Source organism: Mucilaginibacter glaciei (genome assembly GCF_014773245.1).
GTDB lineage: Bacteria > Bacteroidota > Bacteroidia > Sphingobacteriales > Sphingobacteriaceae > Mucilaginibacter > Mucilaginibacter glaciei.
Genome location: NZ_JACWMX010000004.1, coordinates 259,449 through 276,152, shown reverse-complemented (window position 1 = coordinate 276,152; position 16,704 = coordinate 259,449). Strand labels below are relative to the sequence as shown.

Genomic DNA, 16,704 nt, shown 5'->3' with positions numbered 1-16,704 from the left:
TATAAAAACAGTAGGTTTACACAAAGCAACATCCTTTTGAAACTTAATTGCTGACAGCGGCTTACTTCATAATCTCTTTCACTGTATAGTCTAATGCGGCTTTATCGGGTAGCGTTACGGCTGCAGGCTTCTCACCAAGAATCATGGTTTGAGCGGTAGTTGTATTATACTCCGGCCAGTTAGGCAAGACCGGGCCATTTGGGTTGCCTGTGCGGGCAAAATTCACCCAATAGCTTGAGATGGTTTCGGCCAGTTGCTGGTCTACCTGTTCAAAAGGGCGGTTCAAAAATTTGAGGTTATTGAATACATAACCCACCTCGCCGGTGTGGAACGCGCCATATTTTTTAAACGCTTCGGTAGCAGGCATGCGGCGGGTAAAGCGGTACAGGTAAACCTTGGTTTTACCTTTGGCACTTTGCTGATTTACCCAGCTGTAGTTTTGTACGCCAAACATTCCATCGCGCGACATCCTGATCTGGGATCTTTCAGCGTCGGCATCCGTAGCCCCGGGATAGAGTTTTAAAACCTGCGGGGCCTTATCGCCAAAGCGCTTATTGATACCTGCGGTGTAGTCGGCAGCATTTTTTACTGTGCCGATAAAAGCGTCGTCTTCGTTCCAACCGGTAAGTAAAGGTACCTGGTTCTCTTTATTCGATGCGAAAATATCCGCAGGCACTTCCGGTAAAAAGAGGCCATCAATTATAGGGCGGAAATTATTCTGTTTAAGCAGTTCTTCAGCCGGTAGCTTTCTTAAATCAGCAAGGGTAGCCGCATGCAGATCGGTTGCGGTTGATACCCCACCTTTTTCTGCTTCAGCTAAGGAAACCCCGCTTCCTTTTCCGGGTAACATATGCGCACCGCTTTCGGCTATTGCCTTATTAAAATAGCCTTTAGTTAAAGGTGAAGCCACTAAATAATTTACACTCATCGACCCGGCAGACTGCCCGGCTATGGTCACATTATTGGGGTTGCCGCCAAATGCTGCGATGTTTTTTTGCACCCACTTTAATGCCGCCAGTTGATCCATTAACCCGTAATTACCGGATGCATGGTTAGGCGACTCTTTAGTTAATTCCGGGTGTGCAAAGAATCCAAATATCCCAACACGATAGGCAACGCTCACCAATATCACCCCTTTGCGGGCTAGTGCTTCGCCATCATAAATAGGCACATTGGTGCCCCCGCTTACAAAGCCGCCGCCATAGATCCAAACGATAACCGGGCGTTTTTCTGCCGCTGTTTTAGCGCCTGTCCATACATTCAGGTAAAGGCAGTCTTCGCTTAGCGGCTCATCTTTGATCAGGAACTCCCGGGTATAAACGCCAAATTCGTTAGGCTTGGCCTGCATGGGGCTTTTGGCAAACTCGGTACAGGCCTTTACATCTGCCCAGGGCTTAACCGGTTGTGGTGCCTTCCAGCGCAAATCGCCAACGGGTGGGGCGGCAAAGGGGATGCCTTTAAATATATGTACCACGCCATCGCTGCTTTGTGTACCCGAGATTGGCCCCGCATCCGTTTTTACAACTTTAAACGACTGGGCATAAGTAAATAGCCCGATTGACAGGAGCGTGAGCAGCGACAGGAAGCGTTTCATATAATAGGTTTAATGTAAATATATGTGGTTTTATTTATGTTTTAACCAAAGAGAACCCAAAGAATAGAATATTGATTAACCACAGAGGGCACAAAGCATAGCACGCGTTCTACCACAGAGAATAATTAATAGCATCTGCTTTAACCACTAAGAGCACAAAGTTTATTAAATCTCTGTGCCCTTTGTGAAATCTCTGTGTTCTCTGTGGTAAAAATAACAGACTATCACATTACTGTTTCAACGACGTATTTAGCAATGCGAAAGCTGATTTTCGCCTGTTTTTAACTAAAAAAAGAACAAATCTTTAAAAATCTCTATAATTTATGTGTTTTTTTGACAGAAATTCTATAAAGCTTCGACAACTTTTAAAAAGTTGTCGAAGCTAAACTATCAAATTATGGCTTCGCCGATGCCTTTACATATTTAGCGGTGCGGGCATCTTTTATAACGCCTTTCCAGTTTAGGCCGTAACCAAAATCATACGTGTGGCCTTCGCTATCGGTAAAGCATTTCATATCATGCGGTACATCCTCAAACTGGGTTTCTACTATGTCCATATTTAATGGCATTTGCAATGGTAACAATGCCGATGGTTCTGCTTTGCCGGTCAGGATATCTAAGGTAGCCTGGCCCTGCACACCAAAGTCGGTCAGGATAGCGCTGGCTTGTTTTTCCAGTTCGGCAAAAACCATTGGGTTGCTCATATTCACAGATACGATGACCGGTTTGCCCTTCATTTTGGCGTAAGTATCGTTCACCATCGCCAGGTCGGTTACATTGGTCGATACTTCCGACTTACCCTTGTAACTGCGGTTAGTTGTTTTCTCCAAAGGGTCGCCACCGGCCAAACTTACCGCGCGGGCTTTATCGGCAGTGTACTTGCCGTATTGTAAAGACACCGGCAGATAGCCGTTTCCGCCATTCTTAACATCGTCGGCATCATACCCGCCGTGGCCTATCGGGCTGGCAATGAATACCAGTGCATAATCGGCTTCATCCGGATTGTCGGTCACCTTAAAGTATTTTTTAACGGTTTCTATATTTACCGGGTATTCGTTCTTTTCCGGATACGGTATACCCAGGAAATTTTTGCCTGCGGGGGTGAACCGTTTAGGCACGTACACCGTTTTGCCGCTTTGCAAAGGCAATACGCCGCCTTTGTTTTTTAGCATCACTATAGATTTTAATTGTGTTTGGTAACCCGCGGCCATAAATTCAGGCTTACCAACAGTGGCTTTGGTTTCCTCTCCATCCAGGTATGGATTTTCGAACAAACCCGTGCGGAAGATGCCCCTTAACAAACGCACCGCCGATTGTTCGAAACGCGCGCGCATAAACGCTTCGCCATGTTCTTTAACGCCCATCTGGTAGGCACCCATCACCGGGGCCAAATCGTTATTGCCACCAAACTGATCTACGCCCGCCATCAGGATCTTGTAATGGCGTTCGGCAATAGTCGCCTTTTCCATCCCCCATGATTTACCCGACAAAAAACTATTGATCACGGTCTCGTCGCCGGTTACCAGCCAGTCGGTACAAACCACACCGTCGTAATGGTACTTGTTGCGCAGCAGATCGGTAATGATGTATTTGTTGTAGTTGTTAGCCACGTTTTCGTGGTTTTTGGTATCCTGGTTAAAGCTGATGGTATAGTAAGGCATTACCGCAGCAGCCATCCCTGTTTTACCATTGAGTTTAAATGCACCCTGGGTAAACGGCACAAAATGCTGTGCAAAATTATTCCCCGGATAAACCGCGTATTTACCAAAACCGTAATGTGCATCGCGGCCACCTTCGCCAGCGCCGCCGCCCGGCCAGTGTTTTACCATGGCGTTAACACTGTTGTATCCCCAGCCATTAGCAATTTCCTTTGTACCTGCGGAGGTTTGGAAACCATCGATATATGCCCGTGCCATGTCGGCGGCCAGTTGCGGGTCTTCGCCAAAGGTGCCGCTTACGCGGTTCCAGCGTGGGTCGGTTGCGATATCTACCTGTGGCGACAAGGCGGTTGCGATACCCAGCGCACGGTATTCCTGCCCGGCTATGGTGCCGAAATTTTGTGTAACGGCAGGATCGAACGTGGCAGCTAACCCTAACGAACCCGGCCACATAGAAATGTTACCGCCTGCACCGGCGTTAAACTCGGCACTGGCCACGGTACCATGCCGAGGATCTGAACTATTATTATTAGGGATACCCAGGCCAATACCTTCTACATAGGCCTGCGCGTTGTTGTTCCATTTGGCGGCAACTTCGGGGCTTTGTACCGATGTGATGAGCACGTGGCGCACGTTATCCTCCTTTAAGAATTTCTTTTGCTGATCGGAAAGATCGGAAGCGGCCGCGCCGCTTTCGCCAAATGCCTTGCCGTTGTAAAACCCTGCAAAGGGGCCGCCCGGCATGGTTGGGATAGATTGGTGGCGGCTATACAGCATCAAGCCCCCAATTTGCTCCACGCTCATTTTTGAGGCCAGGTCTTTGGCCCGCACATCCACCGGCAAACGCCAGTCTTCATATTTATCCAGTTTGCCGTTCTTGTTCAGGTCTTTAAAGGCCAGCCCATCAGCGGTTATCACTTTAACCCCCGATGTTGCCGAGTAGCCGATGGTTTGGCCGCCTTTGTTGGTCACCTTCACCACATCGCCGCTCTTCGTTTCGGCCCATTTGGTTTGTGCCGATGCAACGGCAGGTACCAATGCCATCAGCAATAAATATTTACTTTTCATTATGCTTTGCATTTGAATTTACTTCTTCAACTCGTTAATGTGTACTTGCGGCACTAAAACTTTATTTACTTTCTCGGTAATAATATCTGTGGCGAGGTTAAATGTAACCGATTGGGTGTTTCTTGATGATGAACCAACCTTTACCGTGTAGGTACCGGCATCCGCCATCCAGGCTTGTTTATCTGTATAGAATGAAGCCAGATCTGTAGCGCGGATCCGGAAGCCAACCGTTTGCGATTCGCCGGGTGCCAGCAGTTTGGTTTTAACAAAGCCCTTTAATTCATCCTGTGGCTTATCCATTGTTTTAACCGGGGCACCCAGGTACAACTGTACCACCTCTTTACCAGCTACCGAACCGGTATTGGTGACTGTCACGTTGATATCCATACTGCCTGTAAAAGTTGGGGCACTTAGTTTTAAATTGCTGAATTTAAAGTTGGTGTATGATAAGCCATAGCCAAACTCAAAAGACGGCTTGATATCAAATGTATCGAAGAACCGGTAACCCACATAAACGCCTTCTTCATAAGTAACCTCGGTTGGTTTATCTGCAGGCAGGCCCGGGAAGTTTTTAGATGAGGCGATCTCGTTATAATCAACCGGGAAGGTAGTTGCCAGCTTACCCGATGGGTTTACCTTACCGCTAATGATATCGGCAATGGCGTTGCCTGCTTCCAGGCCCGGCTGCCACGCTAATAATATAGCATCTACATTGTCTTTCCAACTGGCGGTTTCAATAACGCCGCCAATGTTTAGCACCACGATCACCTTTTTTCCCTTGGCATGAAAAGCGTCGGCGATTACCCGGATAATTGCCTTTTCGGCATTGTTTAAATTAAAGTCACCCTCTATTTTACGGTCGGCGCCTTCGCCTGCGTTACGGCCAATGGTAATGATCGCAGCCGCTGCATCATCTGCTTGCTTCTCTACCATTCCATTCAGGTCCATTTCTGGTATCGGTGGGGGCAGCATAAAAATATTACGGGCTTTAGGCTGTTTTGCCTTGGCAGCCGTTAAGTATGCGGTATAGCTGTTTTTAAGATTTTCATTGACGTTGTACCCGGCATTGGTTAATCCCTGCACTAACGATACAGTGTACGCTTTATTCACATCGCCGCTGCCACTGCCGCCGGCAATTATATCATAAGAGGTGTTACCAAATACCGCAATGCTTTTGTTGGTGCTAACCGGCAGGGCCTTGTCGGTATTTTTTAATAAAATCATGCCTTCTGCTGCGGCCATACGTGCAACTGCAGCGTGTGCTGCCAAGTCGGGCGCGTCAGAATAGTTATACTTTTTAAATGATTGCGATTTTACAATCAGGTTCAGCATATGCTCAACATTGGTGTTCAGGTCGGCTAACGGCAATTTGCCACTTTTTACAGCTGCCACAATATCGTCCGACTGCTGCGGGCCGCCAGGCATCAGCAGATCATTCCCGGCGTGCATTTGTGCAACGGCATCCTTACCGCCAAACCAATCGGTCATCACCAGGCCTTTAAAGCCCCATTCGCCACGCAGGATGGTAGTCAGCAGGTCGCGTCTTTCTGATGTGTACACCCCCTGCAGTTTGTTGTATGACGACATTACTGTCCAAGGTTGTGCACCTTTGATACCAATCTCGAAACCTTTCAGATATAGCTCGCGCATGGCGCGTTCGCTTACCACGGTGTTGATGCTATTACGGTTAGTTTCCTGATTATTGGCTACAAAGTGTTTGATGGATGTACCCACACCATTGCTTTGAATACCATTAACGATGGCAGCAGTCATCCGGCCGGATACCAATGGGTCTTCTGAATAATACTCAAAATTACGGCCGCCAAGCGGGTTGCGGTGAATGTTTAAGCCCGGTGCCAATAAAACATCTACACCGTACTCGCGTACTTCGTTACCGAAGGCTACACCAACCTGGCGCACCAAAGCGGTATCCCATGACGATGCCAGTAACGTAGCTACCGGCCATGCAGTTGCATAATAAGTTTTTAAAGAATCTTTCCCACCACGTTTTGGGGAGATGCGTACGCCTGCGGGGCCATCGGCTACAGTGATAGACGGGATGCCTAAGCGGGGGATGGCATGTGTTCGGCCCGCGGCTCCCGGCACTTTTTCCGGTATATTATATGCGTCCGGATCTGAAGGGGGCAGTTTAAAGCCGCCAATGTCAATCCCTTCTTTCATTTGTTTTGGGGTAGGCGTTGGCATACCGGGCATTTTAAAACCCATACCTACTACCAGTTTGGCTTTTTCTTCCAAAGTCATGGCAGCCACTACTTGTTTGGCATTGTTAGCGTTTAGTTGCACTACGCGTTTTTTTGTTTGCGCGTAACTTGTTACCTGCAGCAGGCAGGTGATAATGACCATAGCGATAGCCGGGGCCGAGGGGTAATTTTTTTTCATAAACACTTTATGCATTAAGCGGTTTGTTCATAAAGCCTGTGGGCCTCATGCTATAATAATTGGTTTTGTGCAGACAGCGCCTGAATGGCTTTGTGTCAACAGTACACAATAGTATATACTTTTATTTTAAATAACAAGGTTTTAAGCATTTAGCTGATATTTATTTTTTATCAGCTATAATTGATAACCTTTACAACAGACCACAAACACATGCTATCAGATAAATTAAAAGAACAAACCAAAAGCAATCATCAGCAACTGGAAAAGGTGCTTGTAGGGAAATTAAGATCAATACGCTCAAAGGAAGAATATGCCGCTTTGTTAAAGTTGTTCTACAGTTATTTTGGCGGACTGGAAACAGAGATCAATAAAGTGATAGACCCAACGCTTTTACCGGATAGCACCGAGCGCCGGAAAACACAGTCGCTTGCCGACGATCTGGAATTTTTGGGCAGCACCACTCCTGAAAAGGCAACCGGTGATTCATTGCCGACACTGCATAGCCATTTACAGGCATTGGGCGCCCTGTATGTAATCGAAGGATCTACCCTTGGCGGTAAGATCATCAGTAAAATGATGCAGCAGCATTTGGGCTTAAATGGCGGGGGATTGTCATTCTTTACCAGCTACGGAGACCGCACCGAACAAATGTGGGATACCTTTAAAGAAACACTGAACTACCAGGCAACCAACCCCGAGCAGGAAGCCGTTGTGATAGCCGCCGCTAACCAAACCTTCCTGAAGTTTGGTGATTGGTTTGAAAAAAGCGCTACGTAAAAGGTTGCATTTGTTAGACCAGCTGTTCATAATTAAATAGCATCTCTCAATATCAGATACTTATAATATAGATTTTATCTATGTCCAATAGATATTTTGAATAAATCTGCATTCATTAAAACCATACCTTTGTTGCATAAACTTTAATAAAACAATCACTATGTTAACAATAGGACAACAATTCCCTCAATTTTCTAAAATAGCGGTAACAAACCTTGAAAAAGGCAAAGAGTTTGAAACAATAACATCAGACTATTTGGTTAATGACGATAACGTTTGGACGGTAATGTTCTGGTGGCCAAAAGATTTCACTTTCGTGTGCCCGACTGAAATTGCTGAGTTCAACAAAAACTTCGGTGAGTTTCGTGACCGCGAAACCCGCCTGATCGGCGCATCTACAGACAGCGAGTTTGTACACGCAGCCTGGAGACGTGACCACGACGATCTGCGTGACCTTAAATTCCCGATGCTGGCCGATACTTCAAAATCATTAGCAGAAGACCTGGGCATTTTAGAGCCAAACGAAAAGGTTGCTTATCGTGCTACTTTCATTATCGACCCGACAGGCATTATCCGCTGGGTATGTGTGAACGACCTGAGCGTTGGCCGTAATGTTAAAGAAGTTTTACGTGTACTGGATGGTTTACAAACCGATGAGCTTTGCCCTTGCAACTGGGAAAAAGGCCAGGAGACTTTAAACGCGTAAGTATCGATGTGCAGATTTCGAATTTGCAGATGTGCAAATTAGCAACATCTGCACATCTGAAATCTGCACATTTTCATATCTACATTCATGAACGAGAGTACCGAGATCATACAAGAACTGTTACAAGCCATCGGCGTGGACACCGCTTACCGCACATCAAGCCTTACCTTACTGGAAAAAGGCGAATCGCGCTACCTGCGCGACTTTAAACTGAACTTTACCAGCACGCTTACCTCCGCACACCTGGATAACAGGGAATGCGCCTTATTAGGCCTGAGCACTGCCATTAATAATACCAACGAGCCGCTAATAGGCTACTATACCAAATACGCCGAAGAGCAAGGTGCTACTGCCGCAGATATTGCTGAGGCTGTAGGCTGCGCGTCATTACTGGCATCAAACAATATTTTTTACCGTTTTCGTCATTTTACGCAAAAAGAGAAGTACACTCAAATACCAGCACGGATCCGCATGCAACTGATGATGAAGCCGGTAACGGGTAAAGAATTTTTTGAACTGATGAGTTTAGCCATATCGGCCGTTAACGGCTGCGAAATGTGCGTAAATGCACACGAAGATTCATTAATAAAATTAGGGGCAACCGAGGAAAGAATTTTTGATGCCGTGCGCATTGCATCGCTGGTTACAGCAACCGGGAAGGTTATTTTTTAACCTGCTGTAAAATATTACCAAGGTTGTGTAAAATAATATGATATAAAATTTGGCTTTGTTAAATTAAAACCATTAATTTTATAGCTTAAGATTACTACTAACCCCTGTTACATAATATCTACACCTAAACTTTTTGTGAACCCAGGGGGGATTACAAATTTAATTGTTGATTTTTTTGGAGAAAGCCGTTCCGCTATTATAGCAGAACGGCTTTTGCTTTTAGTGAGCGTCTGTAACCGCTTTTAATTTTTTAAACGGCTGCAGATACAGCAATGGTATAGAGAATAGCATGACCAAACCCGAGATCCAGTAAGCATCATCGTACGTTAAAAGCATAGTTTGCCTGATAACCGTGCCTTCAATAGCGCCATAGGCCATGTGTGTGGCATCCAGTACCGATTTACCTTTAGCTACAAAGCCTTGTGTTAGCATATGTAAGCGTTCGGTAAATGCAGGATTGTATGGGTTAACATGCTCTATTAATGTACTGCGGTGAAAACCCTGGCGGATGTGGATAATGGTAGTCAAAGCTGCGATACCAAATGAACCGCCTAATTGACGCATCATATTGTTTAAGCCCGATCCTTGTCCAATTTCCGGCCCTTTCAGGTCGGCCATTGCTAATGTGGTCAATGGCACAAATAATAAAGCCATCCCTACACCACGGATCAATAACGGAACCAACACATCTTTCTCTCCGGTTGCCAGGGTCGAATTGCTCAGCATCCAGGTAAATACAAAGAACAGGAACATACCGCCCGTAGCCATAAACTGCGCAGGAACGCCTTTATTCAGCATCTTACCAATAAACGGCATCATAAATATAGTACATAAACCACCGGGGAATAGTAATTCGCCTGTTTGCTGCGCGTTAAAGCCCAGCAGGTTTTGACAGAACACCGGGAATACGAATACGGAACCATATAATCCAAACCCAAGGATAAAGGAGGTAAACATCCCGACGGAAAAACTCCGGTGCCGCATGATACTAAAGTTTACAATCGGGTGGTCGGTACTTAATTCGCGCCATATAAACAGGATCACGCCTATCACAGCGGTTACAGTCAGTATCAGAATATAGGTTTTTGAAAACCAGTCTTCCGATTCACCTTTTTCTAATATAGTTTGTAAACTACCTACAGCTACAGCAAGCAAACCAATACCCCACCAGTCGATGGGCTTTTTCTCGGATTTGGGCGTCTCGTTGATAAACGTGTAAGTGAGGAATATAGCCAATACACCAACCGGGATATTTACATAGAATATCCACTGCCAGGTATAGGTTTCCGTGATCCAGCCGCCAATGGTAGGGCCAACCGTAGGCCCTACAACCGCACCTAAACCAAATAACGCGGTTGCTGTTCCAATTTGCTCACGCGGCCAGGTCTCTATCAAAATGGTTTGCCCGGTAGATATCAAGCCACCACCGGCAAGTCCCTGCAGGATACGGAATATCACCAATTCTTCCAGCGATGTAGCATTGCCGCAAAGGAAAGATGCTATTGTAAATACAATTATGGACGTAAGAAAGTATTGTTTACGGCCAAAGCGCCCGCCCAACCAGCCCGACATAGGCAGGATGATAACGTTTGCAACGGCATAACCGGTAACCACCCACGCTATGTCCTCAAGCGTTGCACCAAGGTAACCCTGTATTTTAGGTATAGCAACGTTTACAATAGTTGTATCGATCAGCTCAAGCAGCGATGCCATGATTACCGTAATGGTAATGATCCATTTTTTAAAGCCAGTTTCAGCCATTTTATTTAGTCTTTTGTAATTACCGAAACATCAACGCTCATACCCGGGCGCAGTTTCGCAAGTTCTTCTTTGCTGCCTGATAATTTAATTTTAACAGGGATGCGTTGTACAACCTTAACAAAGTTACCGGTGGCATTATCCGGCGGTAGTAAAGAGAATTTAGCACCTGTAGCAGGCGAAAAATTATAAACTGTACCTTCTACCTTAAGTTCAGGATAAGCATCAACCTTTAAGTCAACCTTTTGCCCGTTCTTAATCTTATCCAGTTGCGTTTCTTTAAAGTTAGCGGTAATGTAAAGGCTGTTATCGTTCACAACAGCGAACAAAGTTTGACCGGCCTGCACCAGCTGGCCTACCTGTACATTCTTTTTAGCAACAATGCCGCTCGCCGGCGATTTTACATTGGTATAGCTTAATTGCAATTTAGCGTAATCAATATCCACTTTCTTTTGGTCAATACCGGTATTAGTCACCTTTAACTGGCTGCGGCTGGTTGCAATTTGTTGTGCGGCAGCCTTGAATTGGTCTTTTGCAGCGTTATAGTTTGCGCGGGCAACATCCAGATCGGCTTTGGCTTGGTCAAACTGCTGCTGGGTAACAGATCCGTCCTTAACCAGGTTGGCATAACGGGCATAATCTTTCTCTACTTTCTCTAACCTTGCAGCTGCAGATGAAACCTGTGCCTTAGCACTTGCCGAGTTTGCAGCGGCAGTTGTTATTTGCGATTCGCCCACATTGGTATTCGCACTTGCGCCCACCTGTGCGGCCTGGGCCTGCTCTAATTTTACTTTGTAATCGCGGTCGTCAATCCTCACCAAAAGCTGGTTTGCGTTAACGTGAGTGTTCTCTTCAAACATAATGCTGTCAACGTAACCGCCAACGCGCGCTACAACCGGGCTAATGTCGCCATCTATCTGGGCATCATCTGTATCAACGTGCTTGCTGAAGTATATATATTCTTTTACACCAAAAATAATACCGCCTAACAAAACTATCCCAAGGATAATCGGCAGGACTCTGTTTGGTTTCTTTTTGGTTTCTGTTTCTTGTGTTGCCATTGCTGTATTTATTGTAATTATTTGTTAAGTTTTCCTGTTGATTTTATTAATGTGTAGTACGCTAAACCGGCATCGGCTTTTGCCAACTCCAAATTAATTTGCGCCTGGTAAAGCAAGGTTTGCGCATCTGCGCGGTCTGTGGCCGATGATATGTTGCTTTTGTATTTCGATTCCAGGATCCGGTTGTTTTCCTGTGCCTGGTTAATAGAGGTTTGCAGTAAGGTGATCTTATCCAGAGCGGCTTTATAATTTTGGTAGCTTTGATTTACATCATTCCTCACATTATCTGCAGTGATGCCTTTGTTAATGATCACCTCCTCGCGTTGCAGGCGGGCCTCATTTACCTTATTCTTGTTAGTCCATAGGTTACCAAAATTCCAGCCCAGCGTTAGGCCTAATGATATTGGGGTAATAAAATTACCGCTCTTAGGTATCGGGTTGGCCGATATGCCCACATAATAAGCACTGCCCGCTGCCGAAAGGGTAGGCGATAAGTTGGCCTTGATGCTTTTGATATTCGTTTCTGCAGCCTGGGTACGCAAATCTAATTGTTGCAATTCGGGGCGGTTAGCCATGGCCGTATCCAAATAGTTAGCTAACGGTGCGGCATCGTGGTTTGGCTCTACAATCTGTGCGATGGTTAGCTGGGTATTCTCAGGTAGGCCCAAAAGGATATTCATATTATAGTTAATGATGCGACGATTATTTTCCAGATCTATACCGTTCAGCTCGATGTTTGAGCGTTGCAGTTGGAAACGCAGCACATCGTTCTTGGTAACCAGCCCCTGGTCAAAAAAGCGCTGCGATTGTTTGATCTGTGCATCAATGGTAGCAATGTTGGCCTCAACAACCTTTTTGCTTTGCAGCACTTTATAAAGGTTATAGTATGAGTTGATAACCATGTACTTGATCTGATCTTTATCATTCACGGCATCTAAGCGGGCTACCTGGGTAAGCAGGTTGGTTGATTCGCGGGCGTAACGTAATTTGTTACCTGCCCATATCACCTGGTTTATTGATACCGTACCTAAATAGGCGTTAGCACTGGTCGGTAACACTAAGCTTTCCTGGCCAAATGCTAATTTGTTAGCCGGGATCTGCGCGCGGTTATAACCAAAGCTGGCAGATGCACTGGGCAATGCCTGGTCTTTAGCCTGCTCAAACCGGGATACGGCCTGGTCAATACGCGATTGCGAAAGCTTTAAGGTTTTACTGTTTTCCAATCCAAGCTTTACAGCTTCGTCAAGAGTGATGATTCGGTCCTGAGCGGCGGCGGGGGTTGTAAACAGCATAACTATGAGTAGCATAGCAATACTGCCCGCGGCCCCGACGGTTCTTTTGTTGAGATAAGGTTTCAAAGGGCTATTATTTATTGTTGTCATTTTAATTTTGTAAATAAGCTTTTAACAGTTTTTTCAGATAGGTTTTTAAACGCGGCTTCAATAGTTTTTCTTGGTTATCTTGCTCCATAACATCGTAACCAATTACGCGCGACGATATGTGGGGTGTATTGATCAAATAGTTTTTAGTACCGAAAATGGTTGCTACTAACAGCTGCTGATCAACATCTTTATTAAACTCGCCTGTTTTGATGCCGGTTGCGATGATATCCTGAAAAACAGTAACATTCTTCATAATGATTGTAGTGATCTGATCGGTCATATCTGTTTTCTTAGATTTCGAGATTTCCCTGTTAAGCATAATATGAAAACAGTTATTGTTCACCACCCGCTCTACATAACTATCTACATACATATCCAGTTTATCCCAGGTATTAGCAGTATCGTCATTGCCTATCGCTAATAATGAAGATTGAAACGTAGCAATCCGTCTTTCAAAAATGGCCAGGAATACGCCCTCTTTACTGCCGAAGTAATAATTAAGCATAGCCATATTCACACCGGCCTCGCCGGATATTAACCTGGTAGAAGCACCGTCGTAACCTAATTCCGCAAAAACTTTTTCAGCAACATCCAGGATATGATCCTTTTTATCTGTCTTATCTTTTTCCATTGTCTGATTCATTGCGGTGCAAAATTAATCAAACGATTGATTAATTTAAATTTTGATTGTCAGTAATTTGTAAGACATTGACTGATAAACAAAAAAATCAATCGATTGATTAAAAAAACTGATGAAATATTATTTTAGTGTGATATAATATTGTGGCTACCCGTATGGCGCAATACATCTTTACAATATATTTGCTGATATGAAGCGCTCCCTGCCCTTAATTCTTACCGGTATTCTGTTTTGCTATACGGCATTTGCCCAAACTGCGCCGCCTACAGACATAGGTACCATACAGCAAAACCTTAAAAAATTAAATGTTTTAGGCAGCGTACTTTATATAGCCGCACACCCGGACGATGAGAACACGCGCCTTTTAGCTTACCTGGCGCAAGAGAAACATTACCGCACCGGCTATTTGAGTTTGACCCGTGGCGACGGCGGGCAAAACCTGATAGGCACCGAGCAGGGCGAATTATTGGGACTGACCCGCACGCAGGAATTATTGGCCGCCCGCCGGATAGATGGTGCGGAGCAATTTTTTAGCCGCGTAAATGATTTTGGATTTTCTAAAACGCCAGAGGAGACTTTGAAGTTTTGGGACAAGGATAAAGTATTGGGTGACATGGTATGGGTGATCCGTCAGTTCAGGCCCGATGTGATGATCTGCCGCTTCCCTACAACGGGCGAGGGCGGCCACGGTAACCATACGGCATCGGCCATATTAGCGCAGGAAGCTTTCAGCGCAGCTGCTGACCCAAAAAAATACCCGGAGCAGTTAAAATATGTGCAGGTTTGGCAAGCCAAACGCCTGTTGTGGAACACCTTTAATTTTGGCAACACCAATACCACCTCGCCAGATCAGTTTAAGATCAATGTAGGCGGCTACAATTCGCTGTTAGGTAAAGGCTACGGAGAAATAGCTGCCGAAAGCCGCAGCAGCCATAAAACACAGGGCTTTGGCAGTGCCAAACAACGCGGCGATGCCTTTGAATACTTTAAAACCATTTTAGGCGATGCCCCTAAAACCGACCTAATGGACGGCGTAACCACCACATGGGCACGTGTGCCAAAAGGCGAGGCATTAACCGCAGAGATCAACGCAATCAGCAAAAACTTTAGCAGTGATGCACCTCAGGCCTCAGTACCAGCTTTGGTGGCGCTATTGAATAAGGTAGACCTAACCATCGGTACCGACAAAGCTTTACAGACCGTACGCTTAACCGCCACAGCCGCCGCAGATTACGAATACTGGCATAAGCAAAAGACTAAAGAATTGAAAGATCTGATTGCTGCTTGTGCGGGTTTGTGGTTTGAGGCTTATGCTAAAGAACCATCGTATGCATTAGGGGAGAAAATTGAAATTGTTGCTCAAATTTATACGCCTAATACTCTTCCCGTAAGCGCATTAGAAATTAATCCCGGAAATGGTATACTAAGAAAGGTTACTACCCCACACGGTTTGATTCTCGAATCGAATAAATTAACGAGTTATACTTTTGTTGATAAGGAAGCTCCTGTAGCCGATAAAATAACCCAACCTTACTGGATGGAATCACCGCATGGCATCGGCGCTTATAAAATTAACGACGACCTTAAAGTTGGCAACCCGGAAAACCCCGACGCTCCCAAAGTTACCTATACCTTCACGATTGCCGGTAAAGAGATCAGTTACGACCGTAAATTAGTTTACAAATATACTGACCCTGCCCGTGGCGAGGTTTATCAGCCGCTGGTTATAGCCCCGCCCGTAACTGCTGATATCCAGAATAAGGTTTATATCTATAATAACATTCAGACGCAAACCGTGCAGGTAAAGCTCAAAAGCTTTACAAATACATCGGGGAGCATCAGCCTGAAACCTGTTGAGGGGTGGAAGATCAGCCCCGCCAAGATTGATTTTACGGGAAAGAAAAAGGGCGATGAATGGTCTGTAGCATTCAGCGTTACGCCTGCCAATGGCAAAACCAATACCGCTGTTTTAGAAGCGGTGGTTTCGGCTAACGGGCAAACATCCTCGTTAGGCTTACAGCAGATCCGCTATCAGCACATCCCGACTATCACTTTATTCCCGCCGGCGCAAGCCAAACTGGTTAACCTTGATATTAAAACCGAAGGCAAGCGCATTGGCTACATAGCCGGTGCCGGCGACCTGGTGCCCGAGGCTTTACAACAGGTAGGTTACGAGGTGCACGTATTATCAGAAAACGAGGTGCTGAACACCGATCTATCCGGCTATGATGCCATCGTTACCGGTGTGCGGGCTTATAACGTGAACGAGCGTTTGTCGTACGAGCAGCCAAAACTGTTGGAGTATGTAAAAAATGGTGGCGTGTTAGTGGTACAATATAATAACAATAACGGACTGGTTACGCAGCAATTGGGCCCGTATCCGTTTAGGGTAGTGAATGAACGGGTTACTAATGAGGATGCACCGGTTACCATTTTTGATGCTACAAACCCTGTTTTAAATTACCCTAACAAAATAACCGCCGATGATTTTAAAGGCTGGGTACAGGAACGCAGCGTTTACATGGTCAACAACATCGACCCGCTATATAAGGCGCCTTTACAGATGAATGATCCCGGGCAATCGGCACAAAATGGCTCGCTCATTGTTGCCGATTACGGTAAAGGCCGCTATGTGTACACCTCACTGGTATTCTTTAGGGAATTGCCCGCCGGAGTACCGGGTGCTTACCGCCTTTTTATCAATTTGTTGAGCAAACCTAAAAAGTAATATTTGCATTAGGCATCAACCGTTTAATAATATAAATTTGCAACCACATATTTAATACTACATACTATGTCACATCATCACGAAGAAAAAGAAAATTACGATTACATATTTTACCTCATCGCTTTGGTTAGCGGCATGTTTGTAGGCGCAATTATTGAAAGAGGTTTTATCTGGATCCCGGTAGGTGGTGTGTTCGGTTTACTTACTGCAGCCATTTTCATTAAGTTTTTGGTGAAAGGCCGTGAAAACGTCTGAGGACA

The 16,704-nt window shown here is 45.4% G+C and carries 12 protein-coding genes; 5 read left to right on the top strand and 7 right to left on the bottom strand.

Annotated elements, in window-relative coordinates; translation table 11 throughout:
* Window positions 1-61 precede the first annotated feature (61 nt).
* From IDJ76_RS11190 to IDJ76_RS11180, 3 genes are all read right to left on the bottom strand, one after another.
* Window positions 62-1,594, bottom strand: coding sequence for a carboxylesterase/lipase family protein (locus tag IDJ76_RS11190; protein WP_191163401.1), 1,533 nt, complete (start codon window positions 1,592-1,594; stop codon window positions 62-64).
* A 395-nt stretch (window positions 1,595-1,989) separates the two neighbouring features.
* The gene (locus IDJ76_RS11185; protein WP_191163400.1) at window positions 1,990-4,320 is read right to left on the bottom strand and encodes a glycoside hydrolase family 3 protein; all 2,331 of its coding nucleotides are present in this window, start codon (window positions 4,318-4,320) and stop codon (window positions 1,990-1,992) included.
* A gap of 18 nt (window positions 4,321-4,338) precedes the next feature.
* The gene (locus tag IDJ76_RS11180) at window positions 4,339-6,720 is read right to left on the bottom strand and encodes a glycoside hydrolase family 3 C-terminal domain-containing protein (protein ID WP_191163399.1); all 2,382 of its coding nucleotides are present in this window, start codon (window positions 6,718-6,720) and stop codon (window positions 4,339-4,341) included.
* Window positions 6,721-6,930: 210 nt separating this feature from the next.
* Here IDJ76_RS11180 and IDJ76_RS11175 point away from each other — a divergent pair, with 210 nt between their 5' ends.
* The 3 genes from IDJ76_RS11175 (at window position 6,931) to IDJ76_RS11165 (ending at window position 8,875) form a co-directional block, all read left to right on the top strand.
* Window positions 6,931-7,497: a biliverdin-producing heme oxygenase gene (locus tag IDJ76_RS11175; protein ID WP_191163398.1), complete on the top strand. Its 567-nt coding sequence runs from the start codon at window positions 6,931-6,933 to the stop codon at window positions 7,495-7,497.
* A gap of 160 nt (window positions 7,498-7,657) precedes the next feature.
* Window positions 7,658-8,203, top strand: a complete 546-nt coding sequence (locus IDJ76_RS11170; protein WP_191163397.1) for a peroxiredoxin — start codon at window positions 7,658-7,660, stop codon at window positions 8,201-8,203.
* An 87-nt stretch (window positions 8,204-8,290) separates the two neighbouring features.
* Entirely contained in the window at window positions 8,291-8,875 is a 585-nt protein-coding gene (locus IDJ76_RS11165) for a carboxymuconolactone decarboxylase family protein (protein ID WP_191163396.1), read from the top strand.
* Window positions 8,876-9,094: 219 nt separating this feature from the next.
* On the opposite strand, the gene IDJ76_RS11160 is transcribed toward IDJ76_RS11165, so the two are convergent.
* The 4 genes from IDJ76_RS11160 to IDJ76_RS11145 are packed head-to-tail and all read right to left on the bottom strand — an operon-like array spanning window position 9,095 to window position 13,707.
* Window positions 9,095-10,636, bottom strand: a complete 1,542-nt coding sequence (locus IDJ76_RS11160; protein ID WP_191163395.1) for a DHA2 family efflux MFS transporter permease subunit — start codon at window positions 10,634-10,636, stop codon at window positions 9,095-9,097.
* Between the two features lie 5 nt (window positions 10,637-10,641).
* The gene (locus IDJ76_RS11155; RefSeq protein WP_191163394.1) at window positions 10,642-11,694 is read right to left on the bottom strand and encodes an HlyD family secretion protein; all 1,053 of its coding nucleotides are present in this window, start codon (window positions 11,692-11,694) and stop codon (window positions 10,642-10,644) included.
* A 17-nt stretch (window positions 11,695-11,711) separates the two neighbouring features.
* Window positions 11,712-13,052, bottom strand: a complete 1,341-nt coding sequence (locus IDJ76_RS11150) for a TolC family protein (RefSeq protein WP_224746287.1) — start codon at window positions 13,050-13,052, stop codon at window positions 11,712-11,714.
* A gap of 25 nt (window positions 13,053-13,077) precedes the next feature.
* Window positions 13,078-13,707, bottom strand: a complete 630-nt coding sequence (locus tag IDJ76_RS11145) for a TetR/AcrR family transcriptional regulator (RefSeq protein WP_191163392.1) — start codon at window positions 13,705-13,707, stop codon at window positions 13,078-13,080.
* A 199-nt stretch (window positions 13,708-13,906) separates the two neighbouring features.
* Here IDJ76_RS11145 and IDJ76_RS11140 point away from each other — a divergent pair, with 199 nt between their 5' ends.
* Together IDJ76_RS11140 and IDJ76_RS11135 are read left to right on the top strand one after the other, a co-directional pair.
* Window positions 13,907-16,444 carry a PIG-L family deacetylase gene (locus tag IDJ76_RS11140; protein WP_191163391.1) on the top strand — a complete coding sequence of 846 codons (2,538 nt, stop codon included), beginning with the start codon at window positions 13,907-13,909 and terminating at the stop codon, window positions 16,442-16,444.
* A 66-nt stretch (window positions 16,445-16,510) separates the two neighbouring features.
* A complete protein-coding gene (locus IDJ76_RS11135; protein WP_191163390.1) occupies window positions 16,511-16,699 on the top strand; it encodes a hypothetical protein in 189 nt (62 codons plus the stop codon).
* Window positions 16,700-16,704 lie beyond the last annotated feature (5 nt).

What these genes read in the sequence shown, in the direction of transcription:
- IDJ76_RS11190 (WP_191163401.1), bottom strand. Translation starts at nt 1,594, where the DNA reads ATGAAACGCTTCCTGTCGCTGCTCACGCTCCTGTCAATCGGGCTATTT.
- IDJ76_RS11185 (WP_191163400.1), bottom strand. Translation starts at nt 4,320, where the DNA reads ATGAAAAGTAAATATTTATTGCTGATGGCATTGGTACCTGCCGTTGCA.
- IDJ76_RS11180 (WP_191163399.1), bottom strand. Translation starts at nt 6,720, where the DNA reads ATGAAAAAAAATTACCCCTCGGCCCCGGCTATCGCTATGGTCATTATC.
- IDJ76_RS11175 (WP_191163398.1), top strand. Translation starts at nt 6,931, where the DNA reads ATGCTATCAGATAAATTAAAAGAACAAACCAAAAGCAATCATCAGCAA.
- IDJ76_RS11170 (WP_191163397.1), top strand. Translation starts at nt 7,658, where the DNA reads ATGTTAACAATAGGACAACAATTCCCTCAATTTTCTAAAATAGCGGTA.
- IDJ76_RS11165 (WP_191163396.1), top strand. Translation starts at nt 8,291, where the DNA reads ATGAACGAGAGTACCGAGATCATACAAGAACTGTTACAAGCCATCGGC.
- IDJ76_RS11160 (WP_191163395.1), bottom strand. Translation starts at nt 10,636, where the DNA reads ATGGCTGAAACTGGCTTTAAAAAATGGATCATTACCATTACGGTAATC.
- IDJ76_RS11155 (WP_191163394.1), bottom strand. Translation starts at nt 11,694, where the DNA reads ATGGCAACACAAGAAACAGAAACCAAAAAGAAACCAAACAGAGTCCTG.
- IDJ76_RS11145 (WP_191163392.1), bottom strand. Translation starts at nt 13,707, where the DNA reads ATGGAAAAAGATAAGACAGATAAAAAGGATCATATCCTGGATGTTGCT.
- IDJ76_RS11140 (WP_191163391.1), top strand. Translation starts at nt 13,907, where the DNA reads ATGAAGCGCTCCCTGCCCTTAATTCTTACCGGTATTCTGTTTTGCTAT.
- IDJ76_RS11135 (WP_191163390.1), top strand. Translation starts at nt 16,511, where the DNA reads ATGTCACATCATCACGAAGAAAAAGAAAATTACGATTACATATTTTAC.